The sequence below is a fragment of the Phenylobacterium deserti genome (assembly GCF_003254705.1).
In the GTDB taxonomy this organism is placed as follows: Bacteria; Pseudomonadota; Alphaproteobacteria; order Caulobacterales; family Caulobacteraceae; genus Phenylobacterium; species Phenylobacterium deserti.
The window spans coordinates 169,269-192,272 of the sequence record NZ_QFYR01000001.1 but is presented as its reverse complement, the minus strand read 5'-3'; the positions used below and the strand labels follow the sequence as shown (position 1 = coordinate 192,272).

At 67.5% G+C, this 23,004-nt stretch carries 24 protein-coding genes and 1 tRNA gene; 13 read left to right on the top strand and 12 right to left on the bottom strand.

From position 1 onward, the window contains the following. Positions 1-11 precede the first annotated feature (11 nt). Positions 12-590 carry a YqaA family protein gene (locus DJ018_RS00955; protein WP_111512934.1) on the bottom strand — a complete coding sequence of 193 codons (579 nt, stop codon included), beginning with the start codon at positions 588-590 and terminating at the stop codon, positions 12-14. A 117-nt stretch (positions 591-707) separates the two neighbouring features. Here DJ018_RS00955 and hppD point away from each other — a divergent pair, with 117 nt between their 5' ends. The 6 genes from hppD to DJ018_RS00925 are packed head-to-tail and all read left to right on the top strand — an operon-like array spanning position 708 to position 5,747. Continuing rightward, entirely contained in the window at positions 708-1,805 is a 1,098-nt protein-coding gene (hppD, locus tag DJ018_RS00950) for a 4-hydroxyphenylpyruvate dioxygenase (protein ID WP_111512933.1), read from the top strand. Between the two features lie 6 nt (positions 1,806-1,811). Beyond that, the gene (locus DJ018_RS00945; RefSeq protein ID WP_111512932.1) at positions 1,812-2,792 is read left to right on the top strand and encodes an isoaspartyl peptidase/L-asparaginase family protein; all 981 of its coding nucleotides are present in this window, start codon (positions 1,812-1,814) and stop codon (positions 2,790-2,792) included. Next, positions 2,792-3,928 carry a homogentisate 1,2-dioxygenase gene (locus DJ018_RS00940; protein WP_111512931.1) on the top strand — a complete coding sequence of 379 codons (1,137 nt, stop codon included), beginning with the start codon at positions 2,792-2,794 and terminating at the stop codon, positions 3,926-3,928. Before DJ018_RS00945 ends, DJ018_RS00940 begins: the two co-directional genes overlap by 1 nt. A 2-nt stretch (positions 3,929-3,930) precedes the next feature. Continuing rightward, positions 3,931-4,203, top strand: a complete 273-nt coding sequence (locus tag DJ018_RS00935) for a hypothetical protein (protein ID WP_111512930.1) — start codon at positions 3,931-3,933, stop codon at positions 4,201-4,203. Positions 4,204-4,248: 45 nt separating this feature from the next. Beyond that, positions 4,249-5,268, top strand: coding sequence for a fumarylacetoacetate hydrolase family protein (locus tag DJ018_RS00930; RefSeq protein WP_111512929.1), 1,020 nt, complete (start codon positions 4,249-4,251; stop codon positions 5,266-5,268). Continuing rightward, positions 5,265-5,747, top strand: a complete 483-nt coding sequence (locus DJ018_RS00925; protein WP_111512928.1) for a MarR family winged helix-turn-helix transcriptional regulator — start codon at positions 5,265-5,267, stop codon at positions 5,745-5,747. The genes DJ018_RS00930 and DJ018_RS00925 overlap by 4 nt, the downstream gene beginning before the upstream one ends. Positions 5,748-5,750: 3 nt before the next feature. Here DJ018_RS00925 and DJ018_RS00920 read toward each other — a convergent pair whose 3' ends face one another. The 4 genes from DJ018_RS00920 to DJ018_RS00905 all read right to left on the bottom strand — a co-directional run bounded on the left by DJ018_RS00920 (position 5,751) and on the right by DJ018_RS00905 (position 9,255). Then, a complete protein-coding gene (locus DJ018_RS00920; protein WP_111512927.1) occupies positions 5,751-6,041 on the bottom strand; it encodes a hypothetical protein in 291 nt (96 codons plus the stop codon). 392 nt (positions 6,042-6,433) lie between these two features. Beyond that, positions 6,434-6,925: an OsmC family protein gene (locus tag DJ018_RS00915; protein WP_111512926.1), complete on the bottom strand. Its 492-nt coding sequence runs from the start codon at positions 6,923-6,925 to the stop codon at positions 6,434-6,436. A 108-nt stretch (positions 6,926-7,033) separates the two neighbouring features. Further along, positions 7,034-8,908 (bottom strand): ferrous iron transport protein B, encoded by a 1,875-nt coding sequence (gene feoB, locus DJ018_RS00910; RefSeq protein WP_111512925.1) that lies wholly within the window; start codon positions 8,906-8,908, stop codon positions 7,034-7,036. Then, a complete protein-coding gene (locus tag DJ018_RS00905) occupies positions 8,905-9,255 on the bottom strand; it encodes a FeoA family protein (RefSeq protein WP_420849486.1) in 351 nt (116 codons plus the stop codon). Before DJ018_RS00905 ends, feoB begins: the two co-directional genes overlap by 4 nt. A gap of 194 nt (positions 9,256-9,449) precedes the next feature. On the opposite strand from DJ018_RS00905, the gene DJ018_RS00900 reads away from it, so the two are divergent. Beyond that, a tRNA-Leu gene (locus DJ018_RS00900) sits at positions 9,450-9,533 on the top strand. 104 nt (positions 9,534-9,637) lie between these two features. Here the strand turns inward: DJ018_RS00900 and DJ018_RS00895 are convergent. The 6 genes from DJ018_RS00895 to DJ018_RS00870 form a co-directional block, all read right to left on the bottom strand. Next, positions 9,638-12,934 (bottom strand): PAS domain S-box protein, encoded by a 3,297-nt coding sequence (locus DJ018_RS00895; RefSeq protein WP_165842761.1) that lies wholly within the window; start codon positions 12,932-12,934, stop codon positions 9,638-9,640. Positions 12,935-13,139: 205 nt separating this feature from the next. Continuing rightward, positions 13,140-13,805, bottom strand: a complete 666-nt coding sequence (locus DJ018_RS00890; RefSeq protein WP_111512923.1) for a glutathione S-transferase family protein — start codon at positions 13,803-13,805, stop codon at positions 13,140-13,142. A 71-nt stretch (positions 13,806-13,876) separates the two neighbouring features. Then, positions 13,877-14,077, bottom strand: a complete 201-nt coding sequence (locus DJ018_RS00885) for a hypothetical protein (RefSeq protein ID WP_111512922.1) — start codon at positions 14,075-14,077, stop codon at positions 13,877-13,879. Between the two features lie 115 nt (positions 14,078-14,192). After that, on the bottom strand, positions 14,193-15,593 hold the full coding sequence (locus DJ018_RS00880) for an alpha,alpha-trehalose-phosphate synthase (UDP-forming) (RefSeq protein WP_111512921.1): 1,401 nt from the start codon (positions 15,591-15,593) through the stop codon (positions 14,193-14,195). Between the two features lie 22 nt (positions 15,594-15,615). After that, positions 15,616-15,912 (bottom strand): response regulator, encoded by a 297-nt coding sequence (locus tag DJ018_RS00875; RefSeq protein WP_111512920.1) that lies wholly within the window; start codon positions 15,910-15,912, stop codon positions 15,616-15,618. Between the two features lie 65 nt (positions 15,913-15,977). Further along, a complete protein-coding gene (locus DJ018_RS00870) occupies positions 15,978-16,727 on the bottom strand; it encodes an EcsC family protein (protein WP_111512919.1) in 750 nt (249 codons plus the stop codon). A gap of 79 nt (positions 16,728-16,806) precedes the next feature. On the opposite strand from DJ018_RS00870, the gene DJ018_RS00865 reads away from it, so the two are divergent. From DJ018_RS00865 to DJ018_RS00845, 5 genes are all read left to right on the top strand, one after another. Next, positions 16,807-18,054: a cytochrome P450 gene (locus tag DJ018_RS00865; RefSeq protein WP_111512918.1), complete on the top strand. Its 1,248-nt coding sequence runs from the start codon at positions 16,807-16,809 to the stop codon at positions 18,052-18,054. Next, entirely contained in the window at positions 18,051-18,989 is a 939-nt protein-coding gene (locus tag DJ018_RS00860) for a DMT family transporter (RefSeq protein ID WP_111512917.1), read from the top strand. Before DJ018_RS00865 ends, DJ018_RS00860 begins: the two co-directional genes overlap by 4 nt. Before the next feature lie 69 nt (positions 18,990-19,058). Next, the gene (locus tag DJ018_RS00855; RefSeq protein ID WP_111512916.1) at positions 19,059-19,445 is read left to right on the top strand and encodes a hypothetical protein; all 387 of its coding nucleotides are present in this window, start codon (positions 19,059-19,061) and stop codon (positions 19,443-19,445) included. Between the two features lie 68 nt (positions 19,446-19,513). After that, positions 19,514-20,371, top strand: coding sequence for a KPN_02809 family neutral zinc metallopeptidase (gene ypfJ / locus DJ018_RS00850; RefSeq protein ID WP_111512915.1), 858 nt, complete (start codon positions 19,514-19,516; stop codon positions 20,369-20,371). Between the two features lie 116 nt (positions 20,372-20,487). Then, positions 20,488-20,688, top strand: a complete 201-nt coding sequence (locus DJ018_RS00845; RefSeq protein WP_111512914.1) for a hypothetical protein — start codon at positions 20,488-20,490, stop codon at positions 20,686-20,688. A gap of 24 nt (positions 20,689-20,712) precedes the next feature. On the opposite strand, the gene DJ018_RS00840 is transcribed toward DJ018_RS00845, so the two are convergent. After that, on the bottom strand, positions 20,713-20,898 hold the full coding sequence (locus tag DJ018_RS00840) for a hypothetical protein (protein WP_111512913.1): 186 nt from the start codon (positions 20,896-20,898) through the stop codon (positions 20,713-20,715). Positions 20,899-21,098: 200 nt separating this feature from the next. Between DJ018_RS00840 and DJ018_RS00835 the strand changes: the two genes are divergently transcribed. Then, positions 21,099-22,937, top strand: a complete 1,839-nt coding sequence (locus tag DJ018_RS00835) for a DUF885 domain-containing protein (protein WP_111512912.1) — start codon at positions 21,099-21,101, stop codon at positions 22,935-22,937. The last annotated feature ends 67 nt before the right edge of the window (positions 22,938-23,004 follow it).

Sequence of the window (23,004 nt, the reverse complement as noted above, 5' to 3'; positions counted from 1 at the left end):
GAAAATGCGGCTCAGCCAAACATCTTCAAGGCCACTAAGCCGCCCACCAGCACCAGGATCCCGATGATGGCGTAGAGGTTCATGCGCCGCTCGAACTCCTTCAGCATGGCCGGGCCGTAGTACTTCAGCACGGCGGCGACGATGAAGAAACGCGCGCCGCGGGTCACCACCGAGGCCCAGATGAAGGTGAACAGGTCGAACCGCGCCAGGCCGGCGGTGATGGTCACCAGCTTGTAGGGTATCGGAGTCGCGCCCTTGATCAGGATGACCCACAGGCCCCACTGGTCGAACCACTTCTGGAACTCCGCCGGTCCTTCCGGATGGCCGAAGAGCTTCAGGATCGTGTAGCCGACCGGCTCCAACCACACGCCGATCGCATAGCCGAGCAGCCCGCCCAGCACGGATGCGATGGTGCAGATGCCAGCGTACAGGAACGCACGCTGCGGCCGGGCCAGCACCATGGGCGCCAGCATCACGTCCGGCGGGATCGGGAAGAACGAGCTCTCTGCGAACGAGATCACGGCGAGCGAGGCCGGGGCGTGACGCGAGCCGGCCAGGCGCATCACCCATTCGTACATCTTTCGAAACATTCGATCTCTTCGGCGATCCGGGGGAGGGACTTGAGCGTTCAGCTAGCAGGCCGGCGGGGGCTTGTCTTCCAGCGAGCGATCTAGTTTCATCTGATACTAAATCCGGGAGAGACGGCCATGAACATCCAGACGCCTGCCGCTGCGCGGGACCTGTTCGAAAATCCGCTGGGCACCGACGGCTTCGAGTTCGTCGAGTTCACATCGCCTGAGCCGGAGCGGCTGGCGAACCTGTTCGAGCTGATGGGCTTCACCGCCATCGCCCGGCACCGTTCCAAGAACGTGCTGCGCTTCCGCCAGGGCGACATCAACTTCATCCTGAACATGGAGCCGCAGGGTCAGCCTGCCGAGTTCCGCGCCGTGCACGGCCCCTCCGCCAACGCCATGGCGTTCCGGGTGAAGGACGCGGCCAAGGCCCTGAAGATGGCGATCGAACGCGGGGCGACGCCGGTCACCGGCCCGGTGGGTCCGATGGAGCTCAACATCCCCGCCATCGAGGGTATCGGCGGCTCTTTGCTCTACCTCGTCGACCGCTACGGCGCGCAGGAGATCTACGACGTCGACTTCGTGGAGATCGCCGGCTCGGCCGAGCGCTCCGCCGCCGCTTCGGTGGGGCTGACCTACATCGACCACCTGACCCACAACGTGTTCCGCGGAAACATGGCCAAGTGGGCGGACTTCTACGAGCGCATCTTCAACTTCCGTGAGATCCGCTACTTCGACATCGAAGGCGCCCAGACGGGCCTGTTCTCCAAGGCCATGACCAGCCCCTGCGGCAAGATCCGCATCCCGCTGAACGAGAGCCAGGACGAGCACTCCCAGATCGAGGAGTTCCTCAAGGACTACAAGGGCGAGGGCATTCAGCACGTCGCTCTGGGCACGGTGGACATCTTCCACGCGGTCGAGACCATGCGCGACCGGGGCGTCAGGTTCCAGGACACGCCCGACAGCTACTACGAGCTGCTCAATGCGCGCGTCCCCGGACATGGCGAGGACGTCCAGCGGATGCAAGCCGACAAGATCCTGCTCGACGGCGCGCCGACCGAGGGTCAGGGCCTGCTGCTGCAGATCTTCACCGAGAACATGATCGGCCCGATCTTCTTCGAGCTGATCCAACGCAAGGGCAACGAGGGCTTCGGCGAAGGCAACTTCAAGGCCCTGTTCGAGTCCATCGAGCTCGACCAGATCCGCCGCGGCGTCCTGCCGGCAAAGGACTGATTTCGCATGGCGTCAAAGTGGGCCCTGGTCGCGCATGGCGGCGCGGGTGTGATTGACCGCTCCGACCTGAAACCCGAGCAGGAACAGGCCTACCGCGACGCCATGGCCCGCGTCGCCGAAACGGGAGCTGCGGTGCTGCGTGACGGCGGCTCGGCCATGGACGCCGTGGTCGCCGCCGTCCGGGTGCTGGAAGACGAGCCGCTGTTCAACGCCGGCCGCGGCGCGGTCTTCACGGCCGAGGGCCGCAACGAGCTCGACGCGTCCATCATGGACGGCCGCAGCCTGGACGCCGGCGCCGTGGCGGGCGTCACCCGCACCCGCAACCCGATCACCCTGGCGCGGGCGGTGATGGAGCAGTCCCCTCATGTGTTCCTGGTGGGAGAGGGAGCGGACGGCTTCGCGCAAACTCGGGACGACGTGGCTCAGGTGGAGCCGTCCTACTTCTTCACCGAGCGCCGCTGGCTGTCTCTGGAGCGCGAGCTGAAGGAGATGGGGCTGCCGATCCCGGAACGCCCCGAACGCGCCGGCCACGACGACCTGGCGGCTCTGGCGCACGACGAGGGCAAGCGCGGCACCGTCGGCGTGGTGGCCGTTGACGCGGAGGGGAACGTCGCGGCCGGCACCTCTACCGGCGGCACCACCGCCAAGCAGTGGGGAAGGGTGGGCGACAGCCCGCTGATCGGCTGCGGGACCTACGCCTCCAATAAGTCCTGCGCAGTGTCGGCGACGGGCACGGGAGAGTTCTTCATTCGCCTCGCCGTGGCCAAGGAGATCGCCGCCCTGGTCGAGCACAAGGGCGTCTCGCTCCAGGAGGCGGTGGACGAGGTCGTGCAGACCCAACTCACCGCCATCGACGGCGATGGCGGTGTGATTGCGGTGGCGCCCGACGGGACCTGCGCCTGGAGCTTCAACACATCCGGCATGTACCGCGCCCGCATCGCCGACGGCGAGCCGCTGGTCGTCGGCATCTACAAGGATGATCCGTGATGGCGAACCGCAAGTGGATCCCGATCCAGGCTGCGCAAGGCGTGCACTCGCGCCAGGCCCACGCCGACCTGCCCACCGGAACCTTCGAGCGCGAGATCTCCAAGGAAGGCTTCTTCGGGCCGGCAGCCTTTATCCACCATCGCCGTCCGCCGACCGGTTGGGTGAATTTCGAAGGTCCGCTTCGGCCGCGCGCCTTCGATCTTGCGCGTTTGAACGCCGCCGACCCGAGCCCCTGGGCGGCCGGCCTCGTCCTGCACAACGCCGCCACCGAAATCCGCTTCTGGAAGCTGGCTGAAGCGATGCCGGCCCTGGCGCGCAACGCTGATGGCGACCAGCTGCTGTTCGTCCATCAGGGCCGCGGCCATCTGTTCTGCGACTATGGCCGGCTGGCCTTCCGGGCCGGCGACTACCTCTACCTGCCGCGCGGGACCATGTGGCGCCTGGAGCCGGACGAGCCCTGCGCCGTGCTGATGATCCAGGCGACCAACACCCACTTCGGCCTGCCGGACAAGGGGCTGCTGGGCGGGCATGCCCTGTTCGATCCGGCCATGCTGGAGACGCCCAAGATCGACGAGGCGTTCAAGGCGCGGCAGTTCGACGAGGGTGAATACCGCGTCGAGATCAAGAAGCGCGGCCAGGTATCGGTGGTGACCTACCCCTACAACCCGCTGGACGCCGTCGGCTGGCACGGCGACCTCGCCCCTGTGCGCCTGAACGTAGAGGACCTGCGGCCCGTCTCCAGCCATCGCTACCACCTGCCGCCGTCCGTCCACACGACCTTCGTGTCGAACCGCTTTGTGGTCTGCACCTTCGCCCCGCGGCCATTCGAGACCGATCCCGGTGCGCTGAAGGTGCCCTTCTTCCACAACAACGACGATTTCGACGAGGTGCTGTTCTACCACGCCGGCGACTTCTTCAGCCGCGACCACATCGAAGCCGGGATGATGACCTTCCATCCATCCGGCTTCACCCACGGCCCGCACCCCAAGGCGCTGAAGAACATGCTTGTGCAGGCCAAGCCGGCGACGGACGAATATGCGGTGATGATCGACACCCGCGATCCGCTGGAGGTTGGCGAGGCCGCCGCCTCCGTGGAAAATCCCGCCTACGTCGACAGCTGGAAGACCCCGGCCTGACCATGGACGCCTACAAAGCCGACCTCCGCTCCGCCGCCGAAGATGAGCTGCAACGCGCCTGCACCCTCGGCTGGCGACAGCTCGCCCACCACACGCCCTGGGGGGACACCTTCGAGGGGTTCACGCCCGGAGGGCGCGAAGTCTGCATCGAGCGCAGCTACCTCTGGGACGGAGAACCCGGCAGCGACATCCGCGTCGAGGTCACCGTCTATGTGGAAGACGACTACGAAGGCGGCGTGCGCCTGACAGGCTCCATCGCCCGCGAGACCGCCTGAACCAGAACACGGCCCGGCCCACGGGCGCATAGGGAGACCACGTCCATGAAGCTCGCGTCCCTGAAGGGCGGCCGCGACGGCCGCCTGGTCGTCGTCTCCAACGACGTCGCCTGGTTCACCGACGCGAGCCAGATCGCGCCCACCCTGCAGACGGCGCTGGACGATTGGGACCGCTGCGAGCCCCTGCTGCGGGGCCTGGCCGACAGCCTCGAACATGGCGCCGCCCCGCGCGAGCGCTTCCACGAACATGAGGCGGCCAGCCCCCTGCCGCGCGCTTACCAATGGGCGGACGGCTCGGCCTACGTGAACCACGTCCAGCTGGTGCGGAAGGCGCGCGGCGCGGAGATGCCCGAGACCTTCTGGACCGACCCCCTGATGTACCAGGGCGGCTCCGACAGCTTCCTGGCGCCGCGTGATCCGATCCCACTGGCAGACCCCGCCTTCGGCTGTGACCTGGAAGGCGAGGTGGCGGTGATCACCGGCGATGTGCACATGGGCGCGAGCCGCGAAGAGGCGCTCACCGCCATCCGGCTCGTCATGCTCTGCAATGACGTATCCTTGCGCAACCTGATCCCGGGCGAGCTCGCCAAGGGCTTCGGCTTCTTCCAGTCCAAGCCCGCCAGCGCCTTCTCGCCCGTGGCGGTGACGCCAGACGCCCTGCCGGGCTGGGCCGACGGCAAGCTGCACGGCAAGCTGGAGGTCGAGCTGAACGGCCAGGTGCTGGGCGAGGCGGACGCCGGCGTCGACATGACCTTCGACTTCGGGACCCTGATCGCCCACGCCGCCAAAACCCGCGCGCTCGCCGCTGGGACCATCATCGGTTCGGGCACGGTGTCGAATCGAGGAAACGACGAAGGTCCAGGGAAACCTGTGTCGGAAGGCGGAGTCGGCTACAGCTGCCTCGCGGAGGTGCGGACCGTGGAAACTCTCGTCCATGGGGCGCCCAGGACCGAGTTCCTCAACTTTGGCGACTGTGTTCGCATTGAAATGAAGGACGCCCGCCGACACACCATCTTCGGTGCGATCGAGCAGGAGGTGGTCCCATATACCCGCGAGTCGAGATGACCCACGACGCCGAGAGCGGGCTCAAGCTCGACGGCTATCTTCCCTACCGCCTGTCGGTGGCGTCCAACGCGGTGTCGGGCCTGATCGCCCGCGCCTATCAGGACCGCTTCGGCCTGACGATCCCGCAATGGCGGCTGATCTGCGTCTTGGCTGAGGATGGCGGGCTGACCCAGAACCAGATCGTCGCCCGCACGGTGATGGACAAGGTGACGGTGAGCCGGGCCGCTCAGGGGCTCCTGAAGCGGCGGCTGGTCGGGCGGTCGGACCATCATGCCGACGGCCGCTCTCACGTCCTGACGCTGACCCACGAGGGCTCGCGCCTGCATTCGGAGATCGCGCCTCTCGCGCTTGCCTACGAGGCGGCCCTGATCGCCGGCCTTGCGCCTGAGGAGGTGAACCTGCTCAAGCGCCTGCTCAGCCGGCTTCAGTCGGCCGCCGGCGCCCTGGCCGGCGAGTCCCTGCCGCCCTCGCTACGCTGAGGCCTAGTGGAGGACCGGGACGGCCTTCACGCTCCAGCGGTGCGAGCCTTCGCCGAACGGGAGGTGGAAGCCATAGGTCGCCCGCTTGCGCTCGTCGCGCCAGGCGTCCTCAAAGGAGTGGATCAGGGCGACCTGAAGATCCTCGGGGATCTGCCGGACGTCATGGCCCATCTTCCGAGCCACTTGCTCGATCACCATCCCCCGGTGCGCTTCGCCGCCGAGCGACAGCAGGACCTCACGGACACGGTTTGCGAGCTGTTGGTTGGGCCGCATCGGCTTTTTGCCGGTTTCCATGTGAGACACACTTTCCTGGTGCTTTCCCATCGCCCACGAAAGCTGCCACCGGGAGTTTAGCAGCAGGTTAAGGTGAAGGTTGAACGCGTGGTTAACGCTGCGCCCTGCGGTTGAGCGGTCTCCGCCTGAATGCGCGGCCTTGCCGGACAGCTACGCAACTGGACATCTCGACGGGCGCGCTCGGCTCGCGCCGCTTGCGTGAGGTCAAGCGCGCACTGCTGAAGGAGAGCGCCTTGCGCCGGCTTGCCCTGATCGCCCTGTCGCTGATGCCGGCCGGCTGCTCCACCGTCACCTACAACCGCAATGTCGCTGATAGCGGTCCGCGCGCGCTGAAGCCGGGCGTCTCGCTGACATCAGCAATCAGGCCGCGCCGACCACGCCCTAGCCGCGCCTTAGGTGTAGCCGCCGCCCTCCGCCGCTTCCTGGCGGACCTGGACGTCTGCAGGTTGGCCGCCGCCGCTCGGCGCGCCCGACAATCCGACCTGCGGAATCCGCGCGCCGCGGTCCGCGGCGAACGGCCAGGCTCGCGTGGCGGTGTCGAGAAGCGCCCGGGCGGTCTCTTCGGGCACCGAAGGGATGTCGGCCTCCAGGCTGACCTCAGCGTCGAAGCGGTCTTCCTGGCCGGAAAGGTTCAGGGTGCAGCGTACGTCGGCGCCCTCGATGCTGACGCCCTGCTGCAGCGCCGCCAGACGCAGGGCGGAGAGCAGGCAAGCCGCATAACCCGCCGCGAGCAGCTGTTCGGCGTTGGTCCCCGGTCCGCCGGCGCCCGCCAGCTCCTCCGGCGTGGAGAGCTCCAGGTCGATGCGGTCATCCGGCGTGCTGACGCGGGGCGGGGCGCCTTCGTGGGCGATGGCCTGGGCGGCGTAGTTCAGCTCGGTGGGCATGGGGCGGCTCGCTGCAGTGGCGGGGACGCGTGCGGTCAAGGTTCTGTATACCGCCCGCGATAGCCAACTAAGCTGCGAGGAGGAGCCGCGGTTCCGCCGACTCGTCGATCAGCCGCCGCCCAGCGCCACAGCCACCCGGTAGACGATGAAGGACGCCAGATAGGCCGCCGACGTCATGTAGACGAACATCACCGCCGGCCAGAGCCAGGAGTTGGTTTCCCGCTTCACCACCCCAAGCGTCGAGACGCACTGGGGCGCGAACACGTACCAGGCCAGGAACGACAGGGCGGTGGCCAGCGACCAGTGCTGGGACAAGGTCGTGGCCAGGGCCCCAGGATCGGCCTCGGCGTTGCCCACCGCATAGACGGTGCCCAACGCCGCCACCGCCACCTCACGGGCGGCGAAGCCGGGGATCAGGGCCACGGTCATCTGCCAGTTGAAGCCAATAGGCGCCAGCAAGGGCGCCAGGGCGTGACCCAGCCGTCCTGCCAGGCTGTAGTCGATGGCGGGGGCCGTGGCGCCTGGCGGCGGCGCGGGAAACACCGACAGGAACCAGACGATGATGTTCAGCGGCAGGATGATGCGCCCGGCCCGCGACATGAAGATCCGCGCCCGCAGCAGCAGGTTCCGGAACACGCTTTCCGCCGACGGGACCTTGTAGGTGGGCAGCTCCATGAGGAACGGCTCCACCGCCCCGCGCCAGAAGATGCGGCGGGTCAGGAAGGAGACGAGCAGGGCGCTGAAGATCCCCGCCGCATAGAGGCCGAACATCACCAGCCCCTGCAGGTTCAGGAACCCGCCGACCGTCTGGTTTGGAATGAAGGCGGCGATGATCAGGGTGTAGACCGGGATCCGCGCCGAACAGGTCATCAGCGGCGCCACGAGGATGGTGGTCAGCCGGTCGCGCTTATTGTCGATCACGCGAGTCGCCATGATCCCGGGGATCGCGCAGGCGAAGGACGACAGCAGCGGGATGAAGGCGCGGCCGTGCAGGCCCGCGCCGCCCATGATCCTGTCCATCAGGAAGGCGGCCCGCGCCATGTAGCCAAAGTCTTCCAGCAGGATGATGAAGAAGAACAGCACCAGGATCTGGGGCAGGAAGACCATGACGGCCCCAAGCCCGGCGATCAGGCCGTCCACCAGGAAGCTCTGCAGCCAGCCGTCCGGCAGGTTGTCCGCGGCCAGGCCGCCGAGCGCGCCGAAGGCCGCTTCGATGGCGTCGGCCGGCGGCGTCGCCCAGCTGAACACCGCCTGGAACATGACGAACAGCAGGCCGAGCAGGATCGCCAGACCTCCGACCGGGTGCAGCAGCACGCCGTCGATCTTGCCGGTGAAGGTGTCCGGCCGCTCCGGCGGGCGCACATAGGCCTTCAACAGGCGCTGGGCTTCGCGGTGCGCCTCGCGGATCTCGGCGGCGGTCGGCTCACGCCAGCGGTTCTGCCCGCCGGCCATATCGGTGCGCGCGAGGGTGTCCACTTCGGCCACCAGCTCGGCGATGCCGCGGCGGCGCGTGGCGACGGTGGTGACGATCGGGCAGCCCAGCTCGCGCTGCAGGCCTTCCAGATCGATCCGCAGGCCCTGGCGTTGGGCGATGTCGAACATGTTGAGCGCCAGCACCATGGGACGGCCCACGGCCTTGAGCTCAAGGATCAGCCGCAGCACGAGGCGCAGGTTGGTGGCGTCGGCCACGGCCACCAGAACGTCGGGCGCCTGTTCGCCTGCCAGCTTGCCCAGCACCGCGTCGCGGGTGACCGCCTCGTCCGGGCTGCGGGCGCGAAGGGAATAGGTGCCCGGAAGGTCGAGCACGGAAATGGCACGACCGCCGGCCGTGGTCAGATGGCCTTCCTTCCGCTCGACGGTCACGCCGGCGTAGTTGGCGACCTTCTGGCGGCTGCCGGTCAGGGCGTTGAAAAGGGCGGTCTTGCCGGAATTGGGATTGCCGACCAGCGCCACGCGCGCCGGGCGGGTAAGCGTTTCACTCATTGGGCGCGCCGCGTCGGCCCTCGCGCCAGAAGCACCCAGACGTCTTCGGCGTCACGACGGCGCAGTGCGATGCGCATGTTGTCCAGACGGACCGCGATGGGGTCGCGGCGGATGGCGCCTTCGTGCAGCACCTCGAGTTCCGCGCCTTCCACGAAACCGAACTCCAGCAAGCGGCGCTGAAGCTCCTCGAGCCCGACACCATGGTCGCCAGGGTGGCTCTCGGCTCGCACGTCCACGATCACGCCGGCGTCGCCCGGCCGGGTCTGGCTCAGACGCACCAACTGACCCTCGGCGTCCGCCGCGGGGGTGGCGGCCGGCGCGATAGCCTCGGCGAGCATGTCGTGCATCCGGAACGCCCCGTAGAACCCAACTTGCGAGTGATTATCAATTACGCGCCCGGCGCGGCGAATACAAGGCGCACCGCGACTCTGCCCCAAGCGGGCGGCCGGCGAATTGACGCGTCTCGATTCAGATGCGCTGGCGCGTTGACCGCAGGCGCGCGGTCGCTAGATTGCGCCCCCGCCCAATCCGGTATCTCCGGGCCCCAGTGGCGAAATGGTAGACGCGGCAGACTCAAAATCTGCTGTCGAAAGGCGTGCTGGTTCGAGTCCGGCCTGGGGCACCAAGGGATCTAGTGGGGGCAAGCCTCCCAGGGGCGCGGCGTGACTGTGGTTTGGTTCACGCTCCAACAGCCGCCACCCGCCTGGCTAGTGCGAGATCCCCTCGACCTCATCTGGCGGCCGCCTGGCTGTCCAGGACGCTCCGGACCTTGATCGCCAGATCCGCGATGCTGAATGGCTTGGGCAGGAATTCCACGCCCGGGTCCAGCACCCCGTTATGGACAACGGCATTGCGGGTATAGCCGGTCGTGAAGAGCACTTTCACATGCGGCGCGCGCGCCTGGACCTGGTCGGCCAGTTGGCGCCCGCTCATTCCGGCCATCACCACATCAGTGAACAGAAGATCTAGGCGGGCCAGGGTTTCCACGACGCGGATCGCCTCTTCGCCCCCCGAGGCTTGGTACACGATGTAGCCAAGCTCCTTCAAAGCATCGACGCTCATCTGCCTGACGCGCTCTTCATCCTCAACCACCAGCACGACCTCGGTGCCGCCGGCTTCCGGCAGCAGGGCCGCCTGCGCAGGCGTGGCCTGTTCTTCGAGGACGCCGAGATGGCGCGGGAGGTAGATCTTCAGAGTCGTCCCGACCCCGAGCTCCGAATAGATCGCCACGTGGCCGCCCGACTGCTTGACGAAGCCGTAGACCATCGAGAGCCCAAGCCCAGTTCCCTTGCCCACAGGCTTGGTGGTGAAGAAAGGATCGAACACGCGCTCGATGACCTCAGGCGGCATGCCTGAGCCTTTGTCGGTCACCGCCACCATCACATACTGGCCCGGGTTCAGCCCCAGGTGCTGGCGCGTATAGGTGTCGTCGAGGTGGGCGTTGGCCGTCTCCACCGTAAGCTGACCGCCGTCAGGCATGGCGTCGCGCGCGTTGACCGCTAGGTTCACGATCGCGCTCTCGAGCTGGTGCGGGTCGGCGTTCACCGGCCATAGCCCGCCTGCCTGGACGACCTCTAATCGGATCGTCTCCCCAAGCGTGCGGTGGAGCAGTTCCGACATGTCGCTGACCAACCGGTTCACGTTGAGCACGCGCGGCGACAGCGGTTGCTGTCGAGAAAACGCCAGCAGGCGCTGGGTCAGAGTGGCCGCGCGGGTTGCGCCCTCACGTGCGCTGTCAAGGTAACGTTCCGCGCCGGACTGGCCGCGGTCGAGGCGGCGGCGCGCCAGATCCAGGCTCCCGATGACAATGGCCAGCATGTTGTTGAAGTCGTGAGCGATGCCGCCGGTCAGCTGCCCGACCGCCTCCATCTTCTGCGCCTGGCGCAGCGCTTGCTCGGTCCTTTGGAGCGCCTCCGCAGCCGCCTTCTCGTCTGTGACATCGCGGGCGACGGCGTGAATGAAACCTTCGTCCGGGACGGCCGTCCAGTTCAGCCAACGGTAGGAGCCGTCCTTGTGCCGGTACCGGTTCTCAAACCGAAAGGTGGTGACCCCATCGGCGAGCTTGCCCACTTCGTTCACCGTGGACTGGACGTCGTCTGGATGAACGAGGTCCAGGAACTTCTGCCCATGCAGCTCGTGCGGCTCGTACCCGAGGTGCAGCGTCCAGGCGGGGTTCACTGCACGGATGATGGCCTCGAAATCCGCCACCAGCATGAGCTCGGTTGAGATCCGCCACATGCGGTCACGCTCAGCCGTTCGAGCGGCAACCTCGCTTTCCAGCGACTGGTTCAGGGCAGTCAGCGCCAGCTCCGCATGCTTGCGCTCGGTGATGTCTAAGACGACGCCGATCACGCCGGCTGGCTCTCCTGCCGCCGTGAACAGGAATTCGGCGCGGGCGGCCAGCCATCGCACCTCGTCGTTTGGCCAGAGATGGCGGTACTCGAACTCCAGGTAGCGTTCGCCGTTCGCCATGGCAGCTGCGGCAAGACCCTGCAGCCGCTCCAGCTCTCCGGGGTAGTAGCGCTCGTGGATCTCGGCGAGCGTTGGGCGGGCGTCTTCCGGCAATCCGAGCAGCTTGTTCAGCTGCGGCGCGTGAGCGACCTCGCCCGCGGCGTTGATCTCCCAAACCGCCATTCGTCCGGCGTCGACGGCCAGCTTGAGCCGCGCTTCCGACGCGGCAAGCGCGGCCTGGGTGTCTCGAGCGTCGGTGACGTCCTCCATGGTTCCGACGTATCGGACGGCGACCACCTGCCCATCCCGATCCTCGAACACCGCCTCGCCGTGCGCGCGGATCCAGCGAACTCCGTCGGGCGTGCGCACCCGATATTCGTATGGCGCTTCGTCCCGGGTCTCGGCGTCCGTCGCTCTTGCGAACTGCGCCTGAACCGCTGCGAGGTCCTCAGGATGCATCGCGGCGGCGAGCATCTGGTAGGTGACCGGCTCGTCCGGAGGGAAGCCCCAGATCTCCCGAGCGCGCGGGGAGAAGTCCAGCTCGTTTGTTTCCAGCCGCCAATCCCAGACGCCGAGCCGGGCTGCTCGGGTCGCCAGGTCGAGCCTGGCCCGCTGGGTTCGCAGCGCGTTCTCTGCGCGCGCCCGCTCCAGCAGTTCGCGGCTGCGCTCAGCGACCTCTTCCAACAAAGCCACATCCGCGGCCGTCCACGGCCGAGGCGTACGTTGGTTCAGGTAAAGGATGGTGCGGAGCCGACCGGCTTTGACGAGCGGCGTCACGAGCACGGCCCGCGTGTCGACTTCGTTGGAGGTTTTCTGAGATGCGCTGTCCGCGGTCAGGGGGTCTGACCGCACATCGCTCATGGCGACGGTTTGGCCCGCTCTGAGCCGCTCCATCACCTTTGCGCCGAACGCGCTGCCGGGGAATTCGCCCAGAAGGACGGGGACCGACCCGTCGGTCCAGCAAACGTCATAGGTCACGAGGTCGTCGACCTCGTCGACGTTGCCGTAGCCGACCCGTTGAACGTCGAACCACGACCCGAGCAGCGCGCAAATGGCCGGCAACAGCTCGTTCGTGTCGCCGCCAGCCCGCAGGACGTCCGTCAGCTGCAGCAGGAACGCATTTCGTTGATCTTGCTCGCGCTTCTTCGCGGCGGCGCTTTCCTCCGCGGTCCGGTCTCGCAGAACTTTCAGGTAGCCGAGATCGGCTCCCGTGGCCGGATCTCGGAGCGGTGTCGTGACGCCTGACGAGAAGACGGGCTGACCGTCTTTTCGAATGCGCCATCTCTCATGTTCGCAGCGCCCTTCGCGCCGGGCCGCCGCAAACTCCTGAAGAACCGTTCCTGCGCGCTGATCTTCCGGCGTGTGGATGAGCGTGATGGCCTTCCCGACGATCTCATCGGCCGTCCAGCCGAAGATCGCCTCGGCGCCAGGGTTCCAGCCGGTGACGTGGCCGTCGGTGTCGGTTGTGATGATCGCGAAGTCCGTCGCACTCTCGATGACATGTCGCGCGATGCGGTCGAGTTCAGAGTAGCCGCTGGGGTTCACCGTCACTGAGCGCCCATCAACTTGATCCATTCTGAGGCCAGGCCGCGTCATAGGGCATGGCTCTGCTCCGGTCGACCAGATATCCCAACCAAAACAACAACCAGGCCGGGTGCGAGAAGGCGCGGTGGGACTGCGCATCGCGTCGCATCGACTTCGTCACCGCTTGGGCTGGCGATCTTCGCCTGAGCTAATCGCTTCTGTCGCGCGGACGCTCGGGCCTGACCGCCACTTCAGGTCAGGCGTAGGCGTAGGGGCCGCCGCGCTCCAGCGCCCGCTGGTAGGCGGGGCGCGCGTGGATCGTCTTCAGGAACTGGGTCAGGCGCGGGCGCCCTTCCAAGGCTCCGCCGCGAGCGGCGGCGGCTTCCACAGGGAAGCTCATCATCACGTCGGCGGCGCTGAACGCCGGGCCTGCGAACCAGCCGGTCTTGGAGAGCTCGGCTTCCCAGTAGTCGAAGTGCGCCTTGAGCTGCGGATCCACCACCTCGACCTGGGCGCGGCTGGCGATCGATCCCACCAGCGGCTTGAGCAGTCCCGGCGCACGCCCGGACATCCGGCTGAACACCAGCTTCAGGAGAAGCGGCGACATGGCCGAGCCTTCCGCATAGTGCAGCCAGTATCGCATCTGCCGGGCTTCCGGCGTGCCGGCCGGCGGCGCGAGCCGCCCTTGTCCGTAGCGCTCCAGGATGAACTCCAGGATCGCGCCGGTCTCCGCGATCGTCTCACCATCGACCGTCACTACGGGCGACTTGCCCAGCGGGTGAACGGCCTTCAACGCGGCGGGCGCCAGCATGGTCTTCGGATCGCGCTCGTAGCGCACCACCTCGTAAGGGACCCCCAGTTCCTCCAGCAGCCAGAGCACGCGCTGCGAGCGGGAGTTGTTCAGGTGGTGGACGGTCAGCACGGCGGCGATCCTCGGAGCGTCGGGCCTTCTGGGTTAAAGCCAAAACGCCGCCGCGCAAGCTTCACCCAACGTCAGTCGCTCTCGCAGCGGCGCAGCTGCCCGCATTCGTCCTGCACGTGGAGCTGGAAGGCGAGGCCCGAGGACGTCTCGCCCAGTCGGCGGGCGGCTCGGATCGCCGCGCTGCGCCGCCGATAACGACCGAACTTCAGGTGGTCGCCGATGATGGTCCAGGCGCCGTTCTGCTGGACCACGCCGTAGTGCACGTCCGCCATGTGTCGTCTCCCGCTGGGCTCTCCCCCCTTGGGCCCACCGAGTGCGCCGTGTCGGGATGGCGACACTAAGGCGGACGTTGACTCACATTTGGCAAAGTCGGGAAGGGTTGCGGCTCTAGGTCGCCTCGGCCGCTTCGACGGCGGGTGGATGCATTAAAGCCTGCACGAACGCATCGCGCCAGGCGGTGACGTCCTGGGTCTGCACGCCGTGCATCAGGCTCTCCCACCGGCGAACCCGCTCGGCCTTGCTCATCGACAGCCCGCGGCGGATCGCATCGGACATCTCTTCGCGGCTGAACGGGTTGACGATCAACGCCTCGCCCATCTGCTCCGCCGCGCCCGCGAACTGGGAAAGCACCAGGACGCCTGGGTCCGTCGGGTCCTGGGCCGCCACATACTCCTTGGCCACCAGGTTCATGCCGTCGCGTAACGGCGTGACGAGGCCGATGCAGGCCGCGCGGTACATGCCGGCCAGTTCGTCGCGGCGATAGCTGCGGTTCACATAGCGGATCGGCACCCAGTCGGCGGTCGCGAACGCGCCGTTGATCCGGCCGGAAACGGCGTCCAAACGGGCGCGGATTTCCTGATAGGCGGGAACGTCGCCCCGGCTGGGCGTGGCGACCTGCAGCAGGAATACCCGCTCCTGAGCCTCGGGCGTGGTGCGCAGATAGTCCTCGTAGGCCAGGAACCGCTCCTCCAGGCCCTTGGAGTAGTCGAGGCGGTCCACGCCCATGATCATCTGGCGGCCGGCCAGGCTCTGGCGCATGCGCTCCCGCCAGCCGGCGGCCGACTCGCCATTGGCCGCTGCGGTAAACGGCTCCGCGTCCAGGCCGATAGGGAAGCTGCCGAGCTGGATGCGCCGGCCGAACGCCTCGGCGGTGCCGTCCGGGTGCAGGACGCCGCCCTCGCTCTGCACCACATATTCCTGGAAGGCGGTCAGCGAGTCTTCGGTCTGGAAGCCCACCAGGTCGTAGTCGAACAGCGACTGCACCAACTCGCGGTGGTTGGGCAGCGTGGCGAACAAGCGCCTGGGCGGCCAGTGGATGTGCAGGAAGAAGCCCATGCGGTTCTTCAGCCCACGTCGGCGCAGCTCCTGTCCCAGCGGGATCAGGTGGTAGTCGTGCACCCACACGAAGTCCGCCGGGTCGACCAGCGGCAGCACCGTGTCGGCAAAGCGGGCGTTTACCCGCGCATAGCCTTGGTCGAACGAGCGCTCGTAGGCGGACAGGTCGATCCGATAGTGAAACAGCGGCCACAGGGTCCGGTTGGCGTAGCCGTTGTAGTACTCGTCCCGGTCCTGCTCCTCGAGGTCGACCGTGGCCACCGTGACCCCGGCGCCCCGCTCAATGCTCAGCTGCCCCGTGAACTCGGGAACGGTTCGGCCGCTCCAGCCGAACCAGATCCCGCTGTACTCGCGCAGGGCCGCAGACAGCGCCATGGCCAAGCCGCCGACGCTGGCCTCGCCGTCTTCCGCGGGTGGGCTGACGCGATTGGAGATAACGATCAGGCGGCTCACGCAAGGCGCTCCCGTACCGCACTCACGCGGGGGCGTGAGTGACGACGTGGGCTCGAACGCCCCAGGTCTCCCTTAGGCTGCGCGCCAGTTCCGCTCCGTTGCGAGCGCCGGCGAGTTCCGGATCGATAACCGCAAGATCTACATGGCTTTGCGCAATCAGCGCGAGCGCTTTCGAAGCGGTGTCGACCGGTCCGATAACATTGATGCCCGAGGCGTTCAGTCGATCGAGGAGCTGATCCGTCTTCGATGTCGAAGAGCCGGCGATCATCACGGTGGAGAACTGATCCAGTTCGTTCAGCAGGTTTTGCAGGTCCCTCATGGGTCTTAGCTAGACGACGCTTGACTGATCGGGAACCGCTGCGGCCCTGAACTTAATGTGAGGATCTACTCACCTTGCGCCAGCCAGCGCATGCGATAGGCGTTCATCGCCGTGTGGCCGACTCGCTCAGTCAGGCGCCAGTTCACCACCGCCCCGACAGGCGCGCCGATCAGCGGGATCAGCTGAGCCATCTTTGCGAGGTCGATGTAGTCCCGGTACTCCTGCTGGAAGCTACGCCAGTTGAAGCCGTCCAGATGGCTAGGATGCTCGCGCCGGTCCCAGTCCTCGAGCGTGTGGAACACCTGCGCGCGGTGATCGGCCGAGGAAAACGCCAGCTCGAAGATGTGCAGCAGGTAGAGCCGCTCAGCGAAATCCTCGCCCGAGCGTCCGTAGATCGCCATCAGGTCGAACAGCAGCTTGATCTTGATGGCGATCAGCGCCGGGAAGTCCGCCACCGCGAGCCAGAACCCGCCGGCGCCCGCCACGCCGCCTTCTGCCGCCGCCGCGGTCCGATAGCTGGCAATGGCGGCCAGCGCCCGGCGGTCCCGCTCGCTCAAAGGGACGCCTGACAGCGGCCGGGCGGTGACCGCGTGCGAGCCGGTCAGGATCCCGCGCGTCATCTGCTCGATCACCCGGGTGACCGCCGCATGCACCTTCTCCGGGATGATCCGGTTGACCCGCTGCTGCACCCCGCGCGCCGCCCGGCTCGCCAGACCCGGCGGCTTGAGCACCTCGGCGCGCCAGCACCGGAGCTCCTCGCGGACCCAGGCCTCGTAAACGTCTTCCGGAGCGCCGAACGGCGGGGTGGCTGCCATGGAGCGACCATACCGCCCTTTGAGGCGCGGCGAACCTGCTCGCCCCTCAGGTGTTCGGCCCTGGGGCAGCGAGGTCTGTATGTCAGAGATACCCACGGAGCATCGCCTGGACGGCACGGCGGAGTTCCTGAGCAAGGGCTACGAGTTCCTGCCCGAGCGCTTCCGCAAGGCGGGCTCCGACATGGTCCGCACGCGCCTGATGATGCAGGAGGTCACCTGCGTTCAAGGCGAGGACGCGGCCCGCATGTTCTACGAGCCCGACCGCTTCACCCGCAAAGGCGCCTTGCCGCCGACCACGCTCATGGCCCTGCAGGACCTCGGCAGCGTGCAGCGGATGAGCGGCCCCGCGCACCGCTCGCGCAAGCGGATGTTTCTGTCGCTGATGAGCCCGCAGCGGGTGCAGGCGCTCGGCGAGGAGTTCGACCGTCAGTGGCGCGCGCGGCTTGCGACCTGGGCGGAACGGGGCCGCGCGAGGCTCTATGTCGAGGCCGGCGAGATCTTGACTCGAGCCGTCTGCGCTTGGGCGGGCAGCCCTCTGGACGAGCCCGAAGCCGGACGGCGAGCCCGCGAGTTCCGCGCCATGATCGAAGGCGCGGGATCTGCCGGGCCCCGCAACTGGCGTGGCCTGGCCCTTAGAGCCCGCACCGAGCATTGGGCCAGGAGGCTGGTTCGCAAGGTGCGGGAAGGAGAGCTCGCGCCAGAGCCGGACACCGCGCTCTACGCGGTGGCCCACCACCTCGATGTCGATGGCGAGCGGCTCAGTATTCCGGTCGCCGCCGTCGAGTACCTGAACGTCACGCGCCCGACGGTGGCCGTGGATCGCTTCATCGCCTTCTGCGGCCTGGCCCTGCACGAGCATCCGCAATGGCGCGAGCGACTGGCGGGCGACGACGACAGCCTGCTGGAGGCGTTCGTCCAGGAGGTGCGCCGCTTCTATCCTTTCTTCCCGGCGGTGGGCGGCCGTGCACGCCAGGCGTTCGAGTGGCGCGGCGTGCGGTTCGAGAAGGGCGACTGGGTGCTTCTCGATCTCTACGGGACGCTGCACGATCCGCGCAGCTGGACCGATCCCGAACGCTTCGATCCGGAGCGTTTCCAGCGCGGGGAGGCCAACGCCTTCAACTTCATCCCGCAAGGGGCGGGCGAGGTCGCCAAGACCCATCGCTGCCCAGGCGAATGGATCACCATCGAACTGATGAAGCGAGCGGTCCGACAGCTCGTGTCGGGCATGACCTACGACGTCCCGCCCCAGGACCTTTCGGTCGATCTGGGCCGGATGCCGGCCTTGCCGGCCAGTCGCTTCCTGATGACGGGCATCCGCCCGGCTTGACCCGCGGTGCGGAAGCGCCGCACAGCACGGGCGTGACCGCCGCCGCCGACTTTCAGCCGCCGCGCCAGCAGCCGGCGCTGGGCATCGCCCTTCGGGTCACCGCCATGATCTGCATGGCCGGCCTCAATGCGTCGGTGAAGTGGTCCGGCTCGCGCGGCGTGCCGGTGTTCGAGATCATCTTCTTCCGCAACGCCTTCGCCTTCATTCCCATCGGGCTCTACATCTGGCGCACCGCCGGCCTACAGGCGCTGAAGACCACACGCCCGGTCGCCCACCTGCGCCGCTCGATCTCTGGCCTGCTCAGCATGATCTGCAGCTTCACGGCCGTGCAGTACCTGCCCCTGACCGAAAGCACCGCGATCCAGTTCGCCGCGCCGCTGTTCATGACCGCCCTGTCGGCCTTGCTGCTGAAGGAGGCGGTCGGCCCGCACCGCTGGGGCGCGGTGGCCGTGGGGTTCATCGGGGTGCTGATCATGGTGCAGCCCCAGCCCGGCCACATGAACCTCATGGGCGGCGGGCTGGCGGTGATCGCGGCGGTCGGCACCGCCGGCGCCATGGTGGCGATCCGGCAGATGGCGGCGCTGGAGCGTGGGCAGACCATCGTCTTCTACTTCACGCTGGCCGGGGCGCTCACCGGCCTGGTCGGCTGTCTGTTCACCGGCTGGAAGACCCCGGATCCCGTGACCCTCATGGGGCTGATCGGTTGCGGCCTGATTGGCGGCGTCGGCCAGCTGTTCCTGACCGAGGCGCTGCGGCGGGCGCCCGTCGGCGTGGTCGCGCCCTTCGACTACACCCAGCTGATCTGGGCGACGGCGCTGGGCTTCCTGATCTGGGGGGAGCTGCCTCATCCGGCGACGGTTGTCGGCTCGGTGATCGTCGCAGCCAGTGGAATCTACATCCTTCATCGCGAGATTCGGCGCTTCCGACGCGGCTGACGCGTTGCAGAGAGGACCGCGGTGGCGAAGGCCGCCTCGGTGTCCCATCTGCGGGACAGGAGACCCCTCATGCGCCGCGCCTTCGTCCTTTCCGTTCTCGCTCTCGGCCTTGCGGCCGGCCCTGCGTTCGCCCAGCAGGACCTGCTGCTCCAGCAGCGGGCGCAGACAGAGATGCGGCTGCAAGAGATGCAGCAACAGATGGACATGGCTCGCCAGCGGGAGATCGCCACCTCCAACGAGCTGATGGCGCTGGACGCGCGTCTGCGGACCGAGCGTGGCATCGCCGATGTCCGAGCCCAGGCGCTTTCGCCCCGCCTTCCGTCGGCGCCCCAAAACCAGATCTATCCCGGTGCGCCCCCGGCGCGTCTCGACACCAGCGGCCTGGCGTCCATTCCCGATGATCGCCTGGCCGAGTCGAACCGCCGGGTGCGCGAGGCCTCCGCCCGCCGTCGCTAGGCGCCGTGGAGCGCGAACGGACCGTCGGCGTTGTGTCGTCGTCCTGAAAGCGGCTTGAGAGGCTTGGAATGCGCTGGCAAGGCGGACGCCAGTCCGGGAACATCGAGGACCGTCGTGGCCTCGGCCCTGTCGCGGGCGTCGGCGGGCTTGGCGCGGGCGGGGTGATCCTCGCCCTGATCGGCTACTTCGTTTTCGGCATCAGCCCCGACACCACCATGGGCGCGCTCAGCGGGGCCGGCGGTGGTCAGGCGCAGCAGCAGACGGGTGTGCGCGGCGCGGTCAGCGACGCCGACGGACGGTTCGTAGACGTGGTGTCCACCTCCGTGGACGATGTCTGGACCCAGATCTTCCGCCAGAGCGGCCAGACCTATAAGCGTCCCGATGCCGTGGTGCTCTACGACCAGTCCACCACCACCGGCTGCGGCATGGGCCAGTCCGCCATGGGGCCGTTCTACTGCCCGGCCGACCAGCGCGTTTATCTGGACCTGTCCTTCTGGCAGGAGCTTTCCGGCCGTTTCGGCGCCCAAGGCGAGGCCGCCCGCGCCTACGTCATCGCCCACGAGATTGGGCACCACGTGCAGAACCTGACCGGCGCCAACCAGGATGCGCGCCGCATGGGCTCGCAAGGCGCCGAAAGCGGTTCGGTGCGGCTGGAGTTGCAGGCCGACTGCTACGCCGGCGTCTGGGTGGCGAACGCCGCCCGCGTGTCGGGCGGACAGGTGGCCCTGGATCCGCGGGACGTCGAGGATGGCCTGCGCGCCGCGGCCGCCGTGGGCGACGACACGCTCCAGCGCGGCGCCGGCCGCCGGGTGGCTCCGGACAGCTTCACGCACGGCTCGTCCGACCAGCGGATGCGCTGGTTCCGAACCGGCGTTCAGGCGGGGGACCCCGCGGCCTGCGACACCTTCCGGGCCGCAAGGCTCTAGAGCTGCCGAGGCATAAGCCCCGGCTTCTCCACGGGATTCAGTGCCCTTGCTTGCGCCTGTGCTGGCGCGGCAAGGGCGACTCACGCTTCTTAACGAGGGGTTTCGGAGGATGAGCCATGCATGACGCCACCTACGTCGCCTTCGTTCCGGCCGCCAAGCGCGCCGAACTGCGGGCGATCCTGAGGTCCGAGGATACCAAGCCGCTGGCCTGGCGCGAGCAGCGCACCCTGTTCGGCAGCGAGTTCTATTTCTCGGGGCCGCCGGCGCTGGCGCGCAAGGCGCAAGCCTATGTTTCCGAATGGGTGATCCGGCGCTGAGGCGAAGCCGCCTCAGCCCGTTTCCTACTCTTCTTCCTCAGTGACTTCCTCTTCGAGGATCTCGCGGGCGCGATCTTCGACCAGAGCCCGGAACTGGGTCCAGTACTCGTCGCCGGCGTCCTCGGGCAGGGTCATGGCGATGATGTCGATCGCCTCCTCCAGCATCTCCTGGAGGTCTTCTTCGGTGAGTTCAGTTTGTTCGTCGGTCATGGGCGAACTATAGGCGCCTCCCGCCGGATGCCAACGCGCCTCGTGGCCGTGTCGTGATCTTTTCATCAACCGCCTCGTCAGCGCTCACGCGACGGGCGCGCACGCGGCGCATCTCTCCCCCACGTGCGGTTGAGCCTTGCCGTGGCTGCCCATCGGGCTATGGCTTGAGCCTCCAGCACTCGAAACCGGAACCGCGCCCCGTGAAAGCGTCCACGCCGCTCGCCCTCGTCCTGCTCGCCTCGACGGCGTTGCTTCCGCTTCAGGCCGCCGCCCAGACGGGTCCTGCGCAGACGGCGTCCGCTTCCGCCACCGCGGCGGAGGATCAGCGCCTGCTGGCCTTCCTCGACAAGGCGTTCGATGAAGCGGCGGCGCTCAGCCCTGAGACCCTCACCAACCTCGGTCTCAAGCAGAACTACGACAAGCTCGACGACTACACCGACGCCCAGAACAAGCGTGAGCTCGACCTCAGCGAGCGCCAGCTGGCGCAGATGAAGGCCCAGTTCGATCCGGCCCGGCTTGGGCCCCAGGCGCAGCTGAGCTACCGGCTCTTCGAAGAAGCCGTCGCCACGGAGCGCGAGGGCTACAAGTGGCGCTGGTACAGCTTCCCGATCAGCACCAACGGAACGCCCGCCGGCGATATCCCGGTGTTCCTGATCAACCAGCACCGCATCGACACGGTCGCCGACGCCCAGGCCTACATCGCCCGCATCCGCGACACCGAGCGAGTGATGAAGGAGATCGCGGCCAACGTCCGCCAGCAGGCCGCCCAAGGCATCGTGCCGCCGAAGATGGTGTTCGCGCCGGCCCGTAATGACGCCAAGGAGATCCTTGAAGGCGCGCCCTTCACCTCCGGCGACGACAGCACCGTCCTTGAGGACTTCAAGACCAAGGTCGGCAAGCTTGATGCGCCGGCTGCGACGAAGGCCAAGCTGATCGCAGACGCCCAGGCCGCGCTGACTGGTCCCTTCAAGCGTGGCTACGACACCTTCTTCGCCGTGCTTGACGAGGTGGAGCCGAAGGCGACCAGTAACGGCGGCGCCTGGCGCCTGCCGCAGGGCGGCGCATACTACGATAGCCGCCTGCGCTTCTACACGACGACGGACCTCACCGCCGACCAGATCCACGAGCTGGGTCTGGCGCAGGTGAAAGCGATCCACGCCGAAATGGAGGCCATCAAGACCCAGGTCGGCTTCAAGGGCACGCTGCAGGAGTTCTTTGTCCAGGTCCGCACCGATCCGCGCTTCAAGTACCCGAACAGCGAAGCGGGCAAGCAGCAGTACCTGTCGGACGCGCGCACCTACATCGCCCAGGCCATGGCCGCCGCGCCGCGCTTCTTCCACCGCCTGCCGAAGGCGGCGCTGGAAGTCCGCGCCGTGGAGCCGTTCCGCGAACAGACGGCTTCTGTGGCCTTCTACGAGCGGCCGGCTCCGGACGGCTCGCGTCCCGGCATCTTCTACGTGAACCTCGCCAACATGGATCAGGTGCAGAAGGTGCAGGCCGAAGGCATCGCCCACCACGAGGGCGCACCGGGCCACCACTTCCAGATCGCCCGCGCGCAGGAGCTCGAGGGCCTGCCAAAGTTCCGCAAGTACGGCTACTACGGCGCCTACATCGAAGGCTGGGGCCTCTACACCGAGCGTCTCGCTGGCGAGATGGGGGCCTACAAGGATCCCTATTCGCAGTTCGGCATGCTGGGCCTGCAGCTTTGGCGCGCCATCCGCCTGGTGACCGACACTGGCCTGCACTCCAAGCGCTGGAGCCGGGAGCAGGCGGTCGCCTACTTCACTGACAACTCGCCGCTGGCGACCGCGGATATCAACCGCGAGGTGAACCGCTACATCAACAATCCGGGTCAGGCGACGAGCTACATGGTCGGCCAGCTGCGGATCAACGCGCTGCGCGACAAGGCGGAGAAGGCGCTGGGTCCGAAATTCGACATCCGCGACTTCCACGAGGTGGTGCTGGCGAACGGCGCCGTGCCGCTCAACGTTCTGGAAGAACTGGTCGACGCCTACATCGCGCGTACCAAGGGTGCCTGAGCTGAACCTTAAGTGATGCGGAGGCGCCACACCTGCGGGTTCGGGTGTGGCGCTCTTCAGGTTTCGC

Coding starts and splice junctions, on each gene's coding strand:
- hppD (WP_111512933.1), top strand. CDS start 708: ATGAACATCCAGACGCCTGCCGCTGCGCGGGACCTGTTCGAAAATCCG.
- DJ018_RS00915 (WP_111512926.1), bottom strand. CDS start 6,925: ATGCCCACCGAGCTGAACTACGCCGCCCAGGCCATCGCCCACGAAGGC.
- DJ018_RS00925 (WP_111512928.1), top strand. CDS start 5,265: ATGACCCACGACGCCGAGAGCGGGCTCAAGCTCGACGGCTATCTTCCC.
- DJ018_RS00885 (WP_111512922.1), bottom strand. CDS start 14,077: ATGGCGGACGTGCACTACGGCGTGGTCCAGCAGAACGGCGCCTGGACC.
- DJ018_RS00870 (WP_111512919.1), bottom strand. CDS start 16,727: ATGGCAGCCACCCCGCCGTTCGGCGCTCCGGAAGACGTTTACGAGGCC.
- DJ018_RS00935 (WP_111512930.1), top strand. CDS start 3,931: ATGGACGCCTACAAAGCCGACCTCCGCTCCGCCGCCGAAGATGAGCTG.
- DJ018_RS00955 (WP_111512934.1), bottom strand. CDS start 590: ATGTTTCGAAAGATGTACGAATGGGTGATGCGCCTGGCCGGCTCGCGT.
- DJ018_RS00855 (WP_111512916.1), top strand. CDS start 19,059: ATGCGCCGCGCCTTCGTCCTTTCCGTTCTCGCTCTCGGCCTTGCGGCC.
- DJ018_RS00895 (WP_165842761.1), bottom strand. CDS start 12,934: ATGGATCAAGTTGATGGGCGCTCAGTGACGGTGAACCCCAGCGGCTAC.
- DJ018_RS00930 (WP_111512929.1), top strand. CDS start 4,249: ATGAAGCTCGCGTCCCTGAAGGGCGGCCGCGACGGCCGCCTGGTCGTC.
- DJ018_RS00940 (WP_111512931.1), top strand. CDS start 2,792: ATGGCGAACCGCAAGTGGATCCCGATCCAGGCTGCGCAAGGCGTGCAC.
- DJ018_RS00840 (WP_111512913.1), bottom strand. CDS start 20,898: ATGACCGACGAACAAACTGAACTCACCGAAGAAGACCTCCAGGAGATG.
- ypfJ (WP_111512915.1), top strand. CDS start 19,514: ATGCGCTGGCAAGGCGGACGCCAGTCCGGGAACATCGAGGACCGTCGT.
- DJ018_RS00905 (WP_420849486.1), bottom strand. CDS start 9,255: ATGCACGACATGCTCGCCGAGGCTATCGCGCCGGCCGCCACCCCCGCG.
- feoB (WP_111512925.1), bottom strand. CDS start 8,908: ATGAGTGAAACGCTTACCCGCCCGGCGCGCGTGGCGCTGGTCGGCAAT.
- DJ018_RS00865 (WP_111512918.1), top strand. CDS start 16,807: ATGTCAGAGATACCCACGGAGCATCGCCTGGACGGCACGGCGGAGTTC.
- DJ018_RS00875 (WP_111512920.1), bottom strand. CDS start 15,912: ATGAGGGACCTGCAAAACCTGCTGAACGAACTGGATCAGTTCTCCACC.
- DJ018_RS00945 (WP_111512932.1), top strand. CDS start 1,812: ATGGCGTCAAAGTGGGCCCTGGTCGCGCATGGCGGCGCGGGTGTGATT.
- DJ018_RS00920 (WP_111512927.1), bottom strand. CDS start 6,041: ATGGAAACCGGCAAAAAGCCGATGCGGCCCAACCAACAGCTCGCAAAC.
- DJ018_RS00845 (WP_111512914.1), top strand. CDS start 20,488: ATGCATGACGCCACCTACGTCGCCTTCGTTCCGGCCGCCAAGCGCGCC.